This is a genomic window from Brevibacillus nitrificans (genome assembly GCF_003710965.1).
In the GTDB taxonomy this organism is placed as follows: domain Bacteria; phylum Bacillota; class Bacilli; order Brevibacillales; family Brevibacillaceae; genus Brevibacillus; species Brevibacillus centrosporus.
On record NZ_RHHU01000010.1, the window covers coordinates 411,770 to 426,639 of the forward strand.

General features: G+C 54.1%; 14 protein-coding genes. 13 read left to right on the top strand and 1 reads right to left on the bottom strand.

What is annotated here, in order from left to right; genetic code table 11:
- Nucleotides 1-57 precede the first annotated feature (57 nt).
- The 13 genes from EDM59_RS15525 to EDM59_RS15585 all read left to right on the top strand — a co-directional run bounded on the left by EDM59_RS15525 (nt 58) and on the right by EDM59_RS15585 (nt 13,367).
- Nucleotides 58-621, top strand: a complete 564-nt coding sequence (locus EDM59_RS15525) for a helix-turn-helix domain-containing protein (protein ID WP_092266026.1) — start codon at nt 58-60, stop codon at nt 619-621.
- Between the two features lie 291 nt (nt 622-912).
- Nucleotides 913-1,746, top strand: a complete 834-nt coding sequence (gene ahlS, locus EDM59_RS15530; protein ID WP_122924419.1) for an AhlS family quorum-quenching N-acyl homoserine lactonase — start codon at nt 913-915, stop codon at nt 1,744-1,746.
- Between the two features lie 25 nt (nt 1,747-1,771).
- Nucleotides 1,772-2,860, top strand: coding sequence for a zinc-binding dehydrogenase (locus tag EDM59_RS15535; RefSeq protein WP_122924420.1), 1,089 nt, complete (start codon nt 1,772-1,774; stop codon nt 2,858-2,860).
- 27 nt (nt 2,861-2,887) lie between these two features.
- A complete protein-coding gene (locus EDM59_RS15540) occupies nt 2,888-4,342 on the top strand; it encodes an aldehyde dehydrogenase family protein (protein WP_122924421.1) in 1,455 nt (484 codons plus the stop codon).
- A 99-nt stretch (nt 4,343-4,441) separates the two neighbouring features.
- On the top strand, nt 4,442-5,620 hold the full coding sequence (locus EDM59_RS15545; RefSeq protein WP_122924422.1) for a CaiB/BaiF CoA transferase family protein: 1,179 nt from the start codon (nt 4,442-4,444) through the stop codon (nt 5,618-5,620).
- Nucleotides 5,621-6,544 carry an HpcH/HpaI aldolase/citrate lyase family protein gene (locus tag EDM59_RS15550; RefSeq protein ID WP_122924423.1) on the top strand — a complete coding sequence of 308 codons (924 nt, stop codon included), beginning with the start codon at nt 5,621-5,623 and terminating at the stop codon, nt 6,542-6,544.
- Nucleotides 6,541-7,899: an MmgE/PrpD family protein gene (locus EDM59_RS15555; RefSeq protein WP_122924424.1), complete on the top strand. Its 1,359-nt coding sequence runs from the start codon at nt 6,541-6,543 to the stop codon at nt 7,897-7,899. Before EDM59_RS15550 ends, EDM59_RS15555 begins: the two co-directional genes overlap by 4 nt.
- Nucleotides 7,896-8,540: a succinate dehydrogenase/fumarate reductase transmembrane subunit gene (locus EDM59_RS15560; protein WP_246011068.1), complete on the top strand. Its 645-nt coding sequence runs from the start codon at nt 7,896-7,898 to the stop codon at nt 8,538-8,540. The genes EDM59_RS15555 and EDM59_RS15560 overlap by 4 nt, the downstream gene beginning before the upstream one ends.
- A gap of 137 nt (nt 8,541-8,677) precedes the next feature.
- The gene (sdhA, locus tag EDM59_RS15565; protein WP_122924426.1) at nt 8,678-10,462 is read left to right on the top strand and encodes a succinate dehydrogenase flavoprotein subunit; all 1,785 of its coding nucleotides are present in this window, start codon (nt 8,678-8,680) and stop codon (nt 10,460-10,462) included.
- On the top strand, nt 10,459-11,208 hold the full coding sequence (gene sdhB / locus EDM59_RS15570; protein ID WP_122924427.1) for a succinate dehydrogenase iron-sulfur subunit: 750 nt from the start codon (nt 10,459-10,461) through the stop codon (nt 11,206-11,208). The genes sdhA and sdhB overlap by 4 nt, the downstream gene beginning before the upstream one ends.
- 5 nt (nt 11,209-11,213) lie before the next feature.
- Nucleotides 11,214-12,056 (top strand): fumarate hydratase, encoded by an 843-nt coding sequence (locus EDM59_RS15575; RefSeq protein WP_122924428.1) that lies wholly within the window; start codon nt 11,214-11,216, stop codon nt 12,054-12,056.
- A gap of 9 nt (nt 12,057-12,065) precedes the next feature.
- Complete coding sequence (locus EDM59_RS15580; RefSeq protein WP_122924429.1) at nt 12,066-12,620, top strand: Fe-S-containing hydro-lyase; 555 nt, start codon at nt 12,066-12,068, stop codon at nt 12,618-12,620.
- Nucleotides 12,621-12,698: 78 nt separating this feature from the next.
- Complete coding sequence (locus EDM59_RS15585) at nt 12,699-13,367, top strand: GntR family transcriptional regulator (protein WP_122924430.1); 669 nt, start codon at nt 12,699-12,701, stop codon at nt 13,365-13,367.
- Nucleotides 13,368-13,452: 85 nt separating this feature from the next.
- Here EDM59_RS15585 and EDM59_RS15590 read toward each other — a convergent pair whose 3' ends face one another.
- On the bottom strand, nt 13,453-14,802 hold the full coding sequence (locus EDM59_RS15590) for an MFS transporter (protein WP_246011069.1): 1,350 nt from the start codon (nt 14,800-14,802) through the stop codon (nt 13,453-13,455).
- Nucleotides 14,803-14,870: the final 68 nt, after the last annotated feature.

Genomic DNA, 14,870 nt, shown 5'->3' on the forward strand with positions numbered 1-14,870 from the left:
TTGTTGATCGGCTTTTCGTTAATCGCTATAATCAAAGATGAACAAGTGGAGAAGGGGATGTTTGTCATCGATCTGACCAAAATTGGGAAACGCATTCGCCAGGCGCGCTTGAGCCAGGGCTTTACCCAGCAAGAGCTAGCGGACAAATGCGGATTTACCAAGAGCCTTTTATCGAAAATTGAAAACGGACAAACAGCTTCTGCCGTGGCGACCTTGTCAAAAATAGCGATTCATTTGAAAACGCCGCTCGCATGGTTCCTAGAAGAAGACCGAAACGACTACCTCGTATTGTCACCGCAAGGGCAACGTACATCCAAACTCGGAAGCAAGGAAATGGGCTATTTGTACGAAACGCTGGCCAATCGTTCCCGCTTTAGCAAAATTGAACCTGTCCTGGTCACGGTTCCTGTCGATATGCCGACGACCGAGCCGTTTACCCATCCGGAAGAAGAGTTCATCTATATTGTGAGTGGGACGATTATTTTATATTACGACGGCGACAAGCATATCCTCGAGGAAGGCGATACGGCGTACTTTGCCGGAAGCAAGCCACACATCTTCCTGCCGTACGGGGACGAGGAAGCCAAGGTGCTAAGCGTGTTTATCCAGCCATCCTCCTGATCGGTAGGGGCAGCTAAAATAGCATTCTACCAAAGAAAAGTACAGCCAAAAGACAAGGCTGTGCTTTTTTTGCCGTTGGGTTAATATGAATGAATAAGCTTGACAATTCTGTTAATTCAAAATACTATGAGCTTAGGTGATAATTGGATCCAATATACAGGATTCAATATATGCGCATCTTTGGATCTCTTATCGCGCCGAAAAAAAGCATGTCTGGAGGTGGTTCATCAAGAGAGCAGATCGAGTGAAGGGAAAAGGAATGGAAATCACTTTTCAAGGAGATGAACGTTCATGTCAAAACCGAAATTGTTCGTTCTAGATACTGGCAGAATGCAAATGGACAAAGGCTTTATGGTCTCGATGTACAATCCGGCATCTGTGCTCAACCCGAATCCTCCTGCTGAGTTTATTGAATTTCCAGTCTATGCTGTCTTGATTGACCACCCCGATGGAAAGATTCTTTTTGATACCGGCTGCAACCCGGAAGGCATGGGGGAAAAAGGACGCTGGCCACAAGGGGTTCAGCAGCTGTTCCCACTCGCGATGTCCGAGGAATGCTACCTGATCAACCGTCTTGCACAGCTGAAAGTGCGTCCGGAAGATATCAAATACGTCGTTGCTTCTCATCTGCATCTCGATCATGCGGGCTGCCTGGAGATGTTTACGAATGCGACGATCATCGTCCACGAGCATGAGCTGGCTAACACGATGAAAACGTATGCTATCAATAAAGACATGGGTGCTTACGTGTGGGCGGATATCGATGCGTGGGTGAGAAACGGCTTGAACTGGAAGACGATCCGCCCGAAAGACGAGGAAATTCAGCTCGTCGATGGCATCAAAATTCTCAACTTCGGTGCAGGTCACGCATGGGGAATGCTCGGCTTGCACGTAGAGCTGCCAGGAACAGGCGGAATCATTTTGGCTTCAGATGCCGTGTACTCTGCCGAAAATTACGGCCCACCTATTAAAATACCAGGAATTATTTACGACTCTGTCGGCTTTACGAGTACCGTAGAGCGCATCAAGGCGTATGCCGAGCGCACGAACTCACAGGTCTGGTTCGGTCACGACAACGACCAGTTCAAGAAGTTTATCAAATCGACAGAAGGCTTCTACGAGTAATTCCATAGAAAAAGGAGGGCTGGGCATGAAAGGGAAAGTAGCTGTCATGAGTGAGCCAGGCAAGCTGTCGTTTGCGGAGTACGGTTTGCCAGACCCAGGAGCAGGTGCAGTCTTGGTAAAGGTGATCCGAACCAATGTGTGCGGTTCAGAGCTACATATTTGGCAAGGTCATCACCCTACGAAAAAATCCGGCGTAATGGGACACGAGATGGTTGGGGAAATCGCAGCGCTTGGTGAAGGTGTAGTTACGGACTATGCAGGCAATCCGGTTCAGATTGGAGATCGTGTCGCAGCGGCGTATTTCATTACGTGCCGCAAGTGTGTACCTTGCCAGCAGGGGCAAATGAATTTGTGCGAAAACGCTTACAAGCATTGGGTAAAAGACCCGGAGGAAGCACCGCATTTCCATGGCACATTTGGCACGCACTACTATTTGCCGCCAGATCAGTACTTCTACAAAGTGCCTGACAACGTTCCGGATGCGGCTGCAGCGAGTGCCAACTGCGCGCTTTCCCAAGTGTATTTCGGGATTGACAAGACAGGGGTGCGCTATGGCGATACCGTCGTGATTCAGGGAGCAGGCGGATTGGGATTGAATGCCAGTGCGGTAGCAAAAGAGTACGGAGCGACAGTGATCGTCATCGACTCTGTGACGAGCCGTCTGGAAAAGGCCAGACAATTCGGCGCTGATCACGTCATTCATATGGGTGAGTACGACTCGGTAGAAAAACGGGTAAAAGCCGTGCAGGAGCTGACAGGTGGAAAAGGGGCAGATGTCTGCATGGAGCTGACAGGCGTCCCAGCCGCTCTGAACGAGGGTGTGAATCTGCTTCGCTACGGCGGCAAATACATCAGCATTGGCAACATCTCGCCGGGCCAGATGACTCCGTTTGATCCAGGTCTGATGACGCGCAAAGCTCTGACGATTTACTCCTACATGCGCTATGACCCTTGGTACCTGAATAAGGCTTTGCAATTTATTTCGAAAAACATCGAGAAATATCCTTTCGATGAACTGCTCGATGCGGAGTTTGATCTCGAGGATGTCAACATTGCCCTCGACAAATCCGCGGCACGGGAAATCACGCGTGCGACGATCGTAGCCAACAGATAGATCAACTGGGAGGGGACGAGAGAGGAAATGAATCAATTGCAAACGAAACTGCAGATGTACATTGGCGGAGTCTGGGCAGACAGCGCATCCGGCGATGTCATTACCACGATCAATCCGGCGACCAAAGAGGCATTGGCTACGTTTCCACGGGGGAATCAGGACGACGTGGATCGGGCGGTCAAAGCAGCGCGGGCGACCTTTGAGTCGAACGAATGGCGCGAGATTTTGCCTGCCGAGCGGGGGCGGATGCTGCTGCGCCTATGCCAGCTCATTCGCGAGCAAAAGGACGAACTGGCTCATCTGGAGACGCTGGATACAGGAAAGCCACTGGCACAGGCTCTAGCCGATGTAGAAGTAGCGGCGCGCTATTGCGAGTACTACGCTGGGGCTGCCGACAAAATTTTGGGCGAGACGATTCCGATCCGCTCCGATATTTTGAACTACACCATCCGCGAGCCGCTGGGAGTCACGGCACACATCGTACCGTGGAACTATCCGATTCAGATTGCGGTGCGCAGTCTGGCTCCAGCAGTTGCAGCAGGGAACACGGTGGTGATGAAGCCGGCCGAGGATACCCCTATGACGGCTTTGCGTATCGCTGATTTGTGTGAAAAAGCTGGCTTTCCAGCGGGTGTCGTCAATATTGTAACCGGTTACGGAACGGAGGCGGGTGCCGCGTTGGCTGCGCATCCAGATATTGACCATATCACCTTTACGGGCTCGGTCGTGACAGGGATGACGATCATGAAAACGGCCGCCCAGCAAATCAAGCCGGTGACGCTGGAGCTTGGCGGAAAATCGCCGAACATCGTGTTTGCGGACGCGGATTTGGATGAAGCCGCTCACTGGGTCGTGCGTTCCATCACGCAAAATGCGGGCCAGACTTGCTCGGCGGGGTCTAGACTTTTGGTAGAGGAATCTATTCGCGAGGAGTTCGTAGCGAAGGTAGCTTCGCTGATGTCTGCGCTGCGGATCGGCCAAGGCCTGGAAAATGCGGAAATCGGACCGATCATCTCCGAGAAGCAGCTCGCGAGAATCGAGTCTTACATGCAGGTGGCACAGGAGGATGGCGCGATCATCCGTACAGGGGGACGGCGACACACAGAGGCAGGAGACGGCTTCTTTTTCCAGCCGACTGTCATCGATGGGGTCAAACCCGAAGGCAGACTGGCGCAAGAGGAGATTTTCGGTCCAGTCCTCGTCGTGCTGCCGTTTACGACAAAAGAAGAAGCACTCGCCATCGCAAACGGTACCGAGTACGGCCTGGTCACTGGTGTCTGGACGTCGGACATTCACAAGGCGCATTGGCTCGCCAGCCGCGTGAAGTCCGGTCAAGTCTTCATCAATAACTACGGCGCTGGCGGTGGAGTCGAGATGACGTTTGGCGGCTATCGCAAGAGCGGCTTTGGCCGAGAAAAAGGTCTCGAAGCACTGAAGTACTACACCCAGGTGAAGAACGTAGCGATCAAAGTAAATGGATAAACGAGTCTACCCCTCGTTGGAAGACGGGGGGTTTGATCTTACAACCATTGGATCCAAAATACAATATCCTGACACAGAATACAGAGAGAGGTGATAGGGATGCGCCCATTGGATGGGATCACAGTCGTCGCATTGGAGCAGGCAGTTGCCGCCCCATTTGCGACCCGCCAACTAGCGGAGCTGGGAGCGAGAGTAATCAAGATTGAACGGCCAAAGGTGGGGGATTTTGCGCGCCACTACGATACGACAGTGAATGGGATGTCGAGTCATTTTGTCTGGTGCAATCATTCCAAAGAATCGCTGACCTTGAATGTCAAAGAACCGGAAGCCAAGGAAATACTCGACCAGCTATTGGCAAAGGCAGACGTTTTTATTCAAAATTTTGGACCTGGGGCAATCGACCGTCTGGGTTTTGGCATCGACGTATTAAAGGAGAAGTACCCGCAGCTGATTATTTGCAGCATTTCTGGCTATGGCGAAAACGGGCCGTATCGTGAGAAGAAAGCGTATGACTTGCTCGTACAATGTGAGGCGGGCCTCGTTTCGGTGACAGGCTCGGAGGAAGTGCCATCCAAGGTAGGAATCTCGGTCGCGGATATTGCTGCCGGGATGTACGCGTACAGCGGCATCTTGTCAGCATTGATCGCGCGCTCGAGGACAGGAAAAGGAAGCGTGCTGGAAATTTCCATGCTCGAGGCATTGGGCGAATGGATGGGGTTTCCACTTTACTATACGAATTACAGCGGAAACGAGCCTAAACGAAACGGAGCGAGTCACGCGACGATTTATCCGTACGGGCCGTTTCGCACCGGGAATGACAAAACCGTTTTTCTCGCGATCCAGAACGAGCGGGAGTGGGAGATGTTTTGCAACCAGGTACTTCAGCAGCCAAAGCTGTTCGATGATGCGAGATTTATGGCCAATTCGGATCGCTTGCAAAACAAATCCGTGCTGCAGGGCATCATCGATGAAGTCTTTTTGCAGCTGACAGCAGAAGAGGTCATTGCTCGCCTGGAGCAGGCCAAGATCGCCAACGCTCGACTGAACACCGTGCAGGACTTTTGGGACCACCCGCAGCTAAAGGCACGAAATCGCTGGCGTCAGGTGGAGACTCCGGCAGGCCCTGTCCAAAGCTTGCTTCCCCCGGTCACGATGGAGGGCGTAGAGCCATGCATGGGACCGATCCCGGCGCTTGGGCAGCACAACGAGAAGATTTTGCTGGAGTGCGGCTTTGATGCCCAGACGATCCGCAAGTGGCAAGAGGAAGGTGTCGTGTAGATGAGAGGCGCCCGCACATGGATGTTTGTACCCGGTTCAGATGCGAGGAAGCTGGAGAAAGCAGCGCAATCACCTGTGGACGCCATTATTTACGATTTGGAGGATGCCGTCGCACGAGAAGAAAAGGCGATGGCGCGAGACTTGGTAAAAGCCGAGCTGCAAAAGCCATCCTCTCCGGACACGCCAGCTCGTTTCGTGCGAGTGAATGCGATGGATACTCCTTACTGCGAGCAAGATGTGAAAGCATGCCTTGCTCCGAAGCTGCGTGGGATCGTCCTGCCGAAAGCAGAGGAAACAGATGCGATTGTCAGGCTAGATGAATGGATGAGTGAATGGGAAACATCCGAAGCGGGCGACGGTCGAAGGGGACAGCAGCGGGAATCCCTCGAGATCGTGCCGTTGATCGAGTCTGCACGCGGGCTGCATCACGCCTATGAGATTGCCAGGTCGAGCAAGCGAGTCCAGAGGCTGATGTTCGGCTCGATCGATTTTGCACTGGATATATCCGCTGAGCTGACCACGGATGGGCTGGAGCTGCTCTACGCGCGATCGCAGCTGGTCGTCTTGTCCCGCGCAGCCGGAATCGGTGCACCGATTGATGCCGTTTACCCTCATTTCCGTGATCTGGAAGGGTTGATCCGCGAAACAAAGCGCGCCAAGCAGCTCGGCTTCGAGGGAAAGCTGCTCATTCATCCCGGTCAAATCGCAGCGGTAAGAGATGGATTTGCTCCCGGCCGCGAAGAGCTTGGAGAAGCCGAAAGCATCGTCGCAGCCTATGACGCAGCGGTAGCTTCGGGGATTGGCAGCATCCAGGTAGGCGGAAACATGGTAGATCTGCCTGTGTATGAACGGGCAAAAAGAATCGTCGACGAGGCGCGAAAGAGAAAGCTTTCCCTACATTCCAACCAAGGAGAAGAGCGATGAGCGTAAGCAAAGAGTTCGCCCGTTATGTGACTGGTTTGACATTTGCGCAGTTACCACCAGAAGTAGTGGCCTTTACGAAAACCTGCATACTGGATTGGCTGGGTTCTGCATACGCAGGGGCAAAGAAGCCGCCTGTTCAAATGATGGCGCAGGTAGCAGCTGAACTCGGGGGAGCCGAGCAAGCCACGCTTATGACCGGCGGCAGGTCTTCCGTGACTCATGCTGCTCTGGTCAACGGAGCGGCGAGCCATATCGTAGAGCTGGATGATATTCATAAAGCATCCATCATCCATGCAGGGACAGTGGTGATCCCGGCGGCGCTCGCTGTAGCACAGTGGCAGCAAAAAAGCGGGCAGGAGCTGATCGAGGCGATTGTAGCAGGCTACGAGGTGTGCTATCGCATCGGTGAGGCTGTTTCGCCGTCGCATTACTATTTCTGGCATAACACGGCTACGTGCGGCACGTTTGGAGCGGCGGTGGCAGCAGGTAAGCTGCTGGGACTGGATGAAGAACAGCTGGTGCACGCTTTGGGGAGCGCGGGGACACAGGCAGCTGGCCTTTGGGAGTTTATCGAGGATGGGGCGATGTCCAAACAGCTTCACCCGGGGAAAGCAGCGATGAACGGCATTCTGGCAGCGCTTTTGGCACAGAAGGGCTTTACGGCAGCCAGCAAAATACTGGAGGGCAAGCGCGGCTTTGTCCGTGCCATGTCACAGGAGGCAAACGCCGAGCAAATGACGCAGGGGCTAGGCTCCACGTACAAGATCATGGAGAATTCCTTTAAAATTCACGCTTCCTGTCGGCATACGCACCACGCGATCGATTTGATCATCGAGATGATCGCTCAGCATGCCATATCGTGGAGAGAAGTGGAACGAGTCCGCGTCCAGACGTATCAGGTCGCACTGACGATTACCGACAATCCAAATCCCGCGAGTGTCTATGCCGCCAAATTCAGTTTGCAGTATGGTACAGCCCTCGCATTAGTAAAGGGAAGTGCGGGTCTGCACGACTTTTCCGAGGAAGCGCTCTACGATCCAGCCATCCGCGAAGTGATAAGTCGTGTGGAGGTTGCCGTCGATCCTGTCATGGATGCGCGCTATCCCGAGACCTGGGAGGCGACTGTCGAGCTGACTTTCACGGACGGGACGACATTGCAAAGGCATACCGAGTACCCCAAGGGAGATCCGGAAAATCCGGTTTCGCACGGTGAGATCGTTCAGAAATTTCTGGCGCTCAGTGCCGACCTGCCACAGGATAGCATTTTGCACGATTTGCAGATGGTCGAACGGCTGGAGCAAGTCCCTGATGTGGCACTGCTCTTTGCCCAGGGGAAAGAGAGGGGATGGGTGTGAGCTCGAGCAAAGCGCTTCCTGTTTCAACCCCGTTGCTTCAAAATCATTTTCTTCTCTCGCGGCTGCATTCACTGGCAGGAATCGTGCCGCTTGGGGCTTTCTTGATCGAGCATCTGTATTCCAATGCGGTCGCACTGCAAGGAGCTTCTGCCTATGACAAGCAGGTGGCGACGCTGCAAGGCATTCCGTTTGTATGGATACTGGAAGTTTTTTTGATATTGCTTCCCTTGCTCTATCACGCCGGCTACGGAATCTATGTGTCGCTTCTTTCCAGCCCAAATACCCGCACCTATGGATACGGCAGCAACTGGCGCTTTCTGCTGCAGCGGGTAAGCGGCATCGTGACCCTCTTGTTCGTGGTCTACCACGTCTGGAGCTTCCGGTTAAAGAGCGCCTTTTTTGGTACAGAGGTAGATTTTCAGGCTGTTTCTGCGCATCTGCTCCATCCGTGGATTTTTACTTTCTACGTCCTGGGCGTTCTTTCTGTGACGTTCCATTTTACCAACGGCCTGTGGTCGGGACTCATCACGTGGGGAATCACGACAGGACCGCGTGCCCAGCAGATTGCAGGGAGGATTCTGCTGGTGCTGTTCGCTTTGCTCAGTCTGATCGGCTTGGGGAGCATGCTCGCATTTATCTAGCGAGCTCCCTCGCATTTGTTTAGCGAGCACCCTCGCCTTTGTTTCACGCATTTATTCGTGAGCAGGTGTCGGGACGGCAGAACGAGCCCTCCTTGTACTTGCCTGTCGACTGCGACGAGAAAAAGGATGTGAGAGAGATGAAAAAGGAAGATATCCTCGTAATTGGAGGCGGGCTGGCTGGCTTGATGGCAGCGATCCAGATCGCGGAAAAAGGGGGGCGCGTCAAGCTGTTTTCCCTCGTGCCTGTCCGCAGGTCCCACTCTGTCTGTGCCCAAGGCGGGATCAACGGCGCCGTCAACACAAAAGGCGAGGGAGACTCGACCTGGGAGCATTTCGATGACACGATTTATGGCGGAGATTTTCTGGCAGACCAGCCTCCTGTGAAAGCGATGTGCGAGGCTGCGCCCGAGATCATCTACCTGTTTGACCGGATGGGTGTGCAGTTTAACCGGACGGTGGAAGGGCAGATCGATTTTCGCAGGCTGGGCGGGGCGAAGTATTCGCGGACGGCTTTTGCCGGAGCGACGACGGGTCAGCAGCTGCTGTACGCCCTCGATGAACAGGTCAGGCGGTACGAAGCGGAGGGCTTGATCGAGAAATACGAGTATTGGGAGTTTTTGTCCCTCATTTTGGATGACGAGCCGCGTTGCCGAGGGATTGTGGCACAGGATCTGCGGTCGATGGAAATTCGCCATTTTCGCGCGAATGCCGTGATATTGGCGGCAGGCGGCATCGGCTACATTTTCCGCAAAAGCACCAATTCCGTGATCAATACAGGGAGTGCGCACAGCATCGCCTACCAGCAAGGCGTGCATTACGCCAATCCCGAGTTCATCCAGATCCACCCGACCGCGATTCCAGGAGACGACAAGCTGCGGCTGATGTCGGAGTCGGCGAGGGGAGAGGGCGGACGGCTGTGGGTGTATCGGGACGGCAAGCCTTGGTATTTCCTCGAGGAAAAATACCCGGCCTATGGGAATCTCGTACCACGCGACATCGCCACCCGCGAGATTTTTCACGTCTGTGTCGACCTGAAGCTGGGAATCAACGGAGAAAACATGGTCTACCTGGATATCTCTCATCTGCCGACGAAGCAGCTGGATGAAAAGCTGGGAGGGATTCTGGACATCTATGAAAAATTTGTGGGGGATGACCCGCGCAAAGTCCCGATGCATATTTTCCCTGCGATGCACTACTCGATGGGCGGTCTTGCGGTCGATTACAGCCAAATGACCAATATCCAAGGGGTATTTGCCTGCGGAGAGTGCGACCATCAATACCACGGCGCCAATCGACTGGGGGCCAATTCGCTCGTTTCCGCTGTTTACGGCGGGATGGTCGCAGGTCCGGCCGCTTTGCGCTATGTCTCTGGCCTCGCGAGCAGTGCAGAGGATTTGTCCTCGCATTTTTATGAGCGGGAGCAAAAGAAACAGGAGGAAGCTTTTGCGAAGCTCATTCGGATGGATGGACCGGAAAATCCGTACCAGCTGCATGTGGAGATGAGCGACTGGATGGTGGAGCACGTGACAGTCGTCCGCTACAACGATCGTTTGGATAAGACGGATGAAAAGCTGCAGGAGCTGCTCGAGAGGTGGAAGCGGATCGGTGTCGACGATCCTTCTTTCTACCAGAACAGGACTGCTGCCTTCACGCGCCAGCTGCAAAACATGCTGCAGCTCGCACGCATCATCACACTGGGGGCACGCAATCGCGACGAAAGCCGGGGCGCTCACTACAAGCCGGATTTTCCGGAGCGAGATGATGCCAAGTGGCTGAAAACGACATTGGCGACACATACCGCAGAGGGCCCGATTTTTCACTACAAAGACGTAGACATCTCTCATATTCAACCGCGAGCGCGAAGATATGACGTGGTCAAAGAAGGAGAGCCTGCGAAAGAGCAGGAGGGGATCATCCGATGACAGAGAAGCTCATTCGCATCAAGGTCAAACGGCAGGACGCGGCTGATCAGGCGCCTTACTGGGAAGAGTTCGATGTCCCTTACCGCAAAAATATGAATGTCATCTCGGCACTCATGGAAATTCAGCGCAATCCTGTACGTGTGGATGGAGTGCGCGTACGCTCCGTCTTTTGGGAGTACAATTGCCTGGAAGAGGTGTGCGGGGCTTGCAGCATGCGGATCAACGGCAAGGTCCGTCAAGCCTGCTCTGCCCTGATCGACCGTCTGACGCAGCCGATTGTACTCGAGCCGATGAGTACGTTTCCCGTGGAGAAGGATTTGATCGTCAATCGTCAAATCATGTTTGATAGCCTGAAAAAAATCAAAGGCTGGATCGCAATCGACGGTACTTATCCGCTGGGGGCAGGTCCGCGCATTGCGCCAGATGAGCAGCAGGAAGCCTACAAATACGCGACGTGCATGACATGCGGCTGCTGTCTGGAGGCTTGCCCAAACGTCAATGACCACTCGCCATATCTGGGGCCGCAAGCGATGGCACAGGCCAAGTACTTTAACAGCCATCCGATTGGCAAGCTGATGGCAAAGGAGCGCCTCGAAGCTGTCATAAGCAACGAAGGTATCGCAGGCTGCGGCAATTCACAAAACTGTGTGCAGGTATGTCCAAAGGAAATCCCGTTGACGACAGCACTTGCCGAGCTAAACCGGGATGCAAACCGCTTCATGCTGCGAAAGCTTTTGAAAGGGTGACACAGATGCGGGAAGTGACCTATGAACAAATCGTCGATGCCGTGAAGCAGCTGTGCATCGAGGCGAATGTAGATCTGGGACTCGATGTCGTACGTGCCATGCAGGAAGCGAGAAAACGGGAGAAATCACCGGTGGCAGATGAGGTGCTGTCACAGCTTTTGCAAAATGCAGAAATCGCTGCGTCTGAGCGGGTGCCGATGTGCCAGGATACGGGGATGGCCGTCTTCCTCGTCGAGCTGGGGCAGGATTGCCATATCGTCGGGGGGAGCCTGTACGATGCGATCAATGAAGGAGTTCGCAGGGGCTACGGAGATGGTTATTTGCGCGCGTCCATCGTTCACGACCCGATCCAGCGTAAAAACACAGGGGACAACACACCAGGCATCGTCCATGTGGAGCTGGCAGCAGGTGATACATGCACGATTCATATGACGGCAAAAGGCTTCGGCAGTGAAAATATGAGCCGGCTGAAAATGATGAAGCCCTCTGACGGGATCGAGGGAGTCAAAGCGTTTGTTCTTGAAACGGTGAGACTTGCGGGACCGAACGCCTGCCCGCCGGTTGTTGTTGGTGTCGGGCTAGGAGGCAATTTTGAGATGTCGGCCTATCTGGCAAAGCGCGCCTTGTTTCGCCCCATCGGAGAACGAAATCAACGGGAAGACGCGGCACAGCTGGAGCTGGCACTTTTGGAGCAAATCAACCAGCTTGGGCTAGGACCACAGGGGATGGGCGGTCGCACCACTGCGCTGGACGTCCATGTCGAGCTGTATGCCACCCATATCGCCGGGCTGCCTGTCGCGGTCAATATCAACTGCCATGCCAGCCGCCACAAGCATGTCACGCTGTAGGAGGAGCCGATGACAGCCAAGCAACTCATACTGCCACTGGATCAAGAGCAGATCAGGGAACTGCGTGCGGGCGATCGGGTGGAGCTAACTGGAATGCTGTACACGGGACGGGATGCCGCCCACAAGCGCATGGCAGAAACGCTGCAAGCGGGGGGCAGCTTGCCCGTGGATCTCGCTGGACAGACGATTTACTATGTGGGGCCGACGCCTGCCAAGCCAGGGCAGGTAATCGGTTCAGCAGGTCCGACTACAAGCAGCCGCATGGATCCGTACACACCGGCTCTGCTCGCACAGGGATTAAAAGGGATGATCGGAAAAGGCAGCCGGAGTGAGGCGGTCAAGAATGCCATCGTGCAATCCGAGGCTGTCTATTTCGCGGCAATTGGCGGCGCGGGAGCCCTGATTGCGAGGACGATTCGATCAGCAGAAATGGTTGCCTATCACGACCTGGGTACGGAAGCGATTTACCGTTTGGAGGTGGAGCGATTTCCTGTCATCGTCATCCATGATGGGGTGGGGGGAGATCTGTATCAGCAATCGCTTGATTCCACTCGGAATGACTAGACAAAGGAAGGCAGATACCCTATCCTAATTCTAACATCTGGATGACAGATACAGTGAAAGCGAAAGGGCGAGCCATAGATGAGCAGAAAATATGAATTGCGGTTGGAAAGCCACGAACTGGATACGCTGCATATCAAAGTGTGTCGCGTTCTGCGGGAAGCGATATTGCGAGGACATTTCCAGCCGGGGGAACGCCTCGTTCAGGAAGAGCTGGCCTCTTCGCTAGGCGTTAGTCGTATGCCAGTCCGAGAGGCGCTCCGCAAGCTGGAAACAGAAGGTCTGGTCATCATCGAGCCGCATCGAGGTGCCATCGTCAAATCGTTGTCTGTGGAAGATATACAGGAAATATACGGTCTTCGCGCTCAGTTTGAACGGATGGCGGTGGAAATGAGCGTCGAGCATATGAGCCAGGACGACATCCAGCAGCTGGAAGAGCTGGTGGTCGCGATGGAGCAATCGACGGACTCCACCGTATTTATCGAATGCAATATTGAATTTCACCGGCTTTTGATCAGCCGCTGTACATGGAAACGCTTGGTGACCTTTATCGAAACGCTGTGGAACGGCTTTCCTCAGCAAACACCCCAAATGCTCAGCGACCAGACTGAAAAATCAAACAAAGAGCATCGGCAGATATTGGATGCCATCAAGAACGGAGATGCAGCAGAAGCTGGCAGACTGGTTCATGGCCATATCAAGCGGACAGGCGACAACCTGGTCAAAAGCTTGCAGGAATCGCTCCAATAGCAAGCAGGCATAGGGCTTCCCAGGGGGGAACGGTCCTATGCCTGTTCTGTTCTTCTGCCGGCGTTTTCACGTTTTTCTTAGCGGGCTATCTGTCGATGCAGGCGAATGAAACGATGCCCATCCCCAATAAAAGAACAGTCAGAACAACAAAAGATACGTGCATGCCTAAAAGAAATGACTGGCTCGCACTCAAGAGTGAGCCGATCATCGCGACACCGATCGTTGCTCCCAGCTGTCTAACTGCATTCAGAGCACCGGAAGCCGTGCCGGTCTGTTCGTTGGAAACAGATGAGAGGACGGCTGCCATCAGCGAGGGAATGGTAAACGACACGCCGAAACCGATCAACAGCAGACTTGCCAGCGTAAGGGCGTAACTCGTGCCGCCATTTGACCAGGCTTGCACCCATGCTCCCAGTCCTGTGAGAAAAAGGCCAGCGCTCATGGGAAGCCGAGCTCCGATCCTCCCGACGATTCGGCCAGTAACGATCGGATTGAAGGCGAGCGGTATCGTCATCGGCAGGAGAGCGAGGCCAGTTAGGTGAGCGGAAAATCCGCGTACTTGTTGAAAATACAAGGGAAGCAAAAACAGGATACCCGACAATCCGATGTTGATGGCCATACCGGCGAGCATTCCTACAGAGACGTTGCCGCTGCGAAACAATCGCAAGGGGAGCATGGGAGCCGCCACTTTTGTCTCCATGAACAAAAACGAGAGAGTTGCCGCAAGTGCGATACCAAATGCAGCGAGGATAACAGGCGAGCTCCAGCCGATCGCTCCGCCCTCCATCAGCCCAAAGGACCAGGCGGTAATTGCGGCAAAGATGGTGATTTGGCCAGCCAGGTCCAGACCTTTTCCCGGATTTCGATCTGTCTCACGAACAAGCCGAATCGTGATGGCTAAACTGATGAGGGCAAGGGGGACATTCAAAAGAAAAATACTTCGCCAGCCTAGCATGTCTACGAAAATACCACCAACGACTGGACCCCCAGCCATAGACAGTCCGGTCACGGCCGCCCAAATCCCTAGCGCACGGGCTCGCTCGGCAGAAGCCGGGTAGGCGTGGGAGAGGAGCGTGAGCGAAGCAGGAAGCAGCGCTGCTCCTCCGATTCCTAGGACGGCTCGAATCAAGATGAGTCCTGCGAGCGAGGTGACAAAGGCAGAGAGGGCAGAGGCAACGAGGAAAATGAGCAAGCCTGCGATATACACCCGTTTGGCTCCCAGCTTGTCTGCAAGCGACCCCATCAGGAGGAGCAAGCCTGCAAATACAATCGTATAAGCATTGACTGTCCATTGAAGGCCGATGATCCCTCCCCCTAAATCGTTGTGAATAGCGGACAGGGCAACACTGACGACCGTCGTATCCAGGAGGACCATAAAATAGCCGAGCGAAAGGCCGAGTAGGAGGAGAGCTCTGGATAATGTTTCTCTTTCCAAGGGAAGTCCCCTTTCCAAGTGAGCTGGGAGTACGCGATCCCGCATGGAAAGTGTAAAATGAGCGTGGA

What these genes read in the sequence shown, in the direction of transcription:
- EDM59_RS15525 (WP_092266026.1), top strand. Translation starts at nt 58, where the DNA reads ATGTTTGTCATCGATCTGACCAAAATTGGGAAACGCATTCGCCAGGCG.
- ahlS (WP_122924419.1), top strand. Translation starts at nt 913, where the DNA reads ATGTCAAAACCGAAATTGTTCGTTCTAGATACTGGCAGAATGCAAATG.
- EDM59_RS15535 (WP_122924420.1), top strand. Translation starts at nt 1,772, where the DNA reads ATGAAAGGGAAAGTAGCTGTCATGAGTGAGCCAGGCAAGCTGTCGTTT.
- EDM59_RS15540 (WP_122924421.1), top strand. Translation starts at nt 2,888, where the DNA reads ATGAATCAATTGCAAACGAAACTGCAGATGTACATTGGCGGAGTCTGG.
- EDM59_RS15545 (WP_122924422.1), top strand. Translation starts at nt 4,442, where the DNA reads ATGCGCCCATTGGATGGGATCACAGTCGTCGCATTGGAGCAGGCAGTT.
- EDM59_RS15550 (WP_122924423.1), top strand. Translation starts at nt 5,621, where the DNA reads ATGAGAGGCGCCCGCACATGGATGTTTGTACCCGGTTCAGATGCGAGG.
- EDM59_RS15555 (WP_122924424.1), top strand. Translation starts at nt 6,541, where the DNA reads ATGAGCGTAAGCAAAGAGTTCGCCCGTTATGTGACTGGTTTGACATTT.
- sdhA (WP_122924426.1), top strand. Translation starts at nt 8,678, where the DNA reads ATGAAAAAGGAAGATATCCTCGTAATTGGAGGCGGGCTGGCTGGCTTG.
- sdhB (WP_122924427.1), top strand. Translation starts at nt 10,459, where the DNA reads ATGACAGAGAAGCTCATTCGCATCAAGGTCAAACGGCAGGACGCGGCT.
- EDM59_RS15575 (WP_122924428.1), top strand. Translation starts at nt 11,214, where the DNA reads ATGCGGGAAGTGACCTATGAACAAATCGTCGATGCCGTGAAGCAGCTG.
- EDM59_RS15580 (WP_122924429.1), top strand. Translation starts at nt 12,066, where the DNA reads ATGACAGCCAAGCAACTCATACTGCCACTGGATCAAGAGCAGATCAGG.
- EDM59_RS15585 (WP_122924430.1), top strand. Translation starts at nt 12,699, where the DNA reads ATGAGCAGAAAATATGAATTGCGGTTGGAAAGCCACGAACTGGATACG.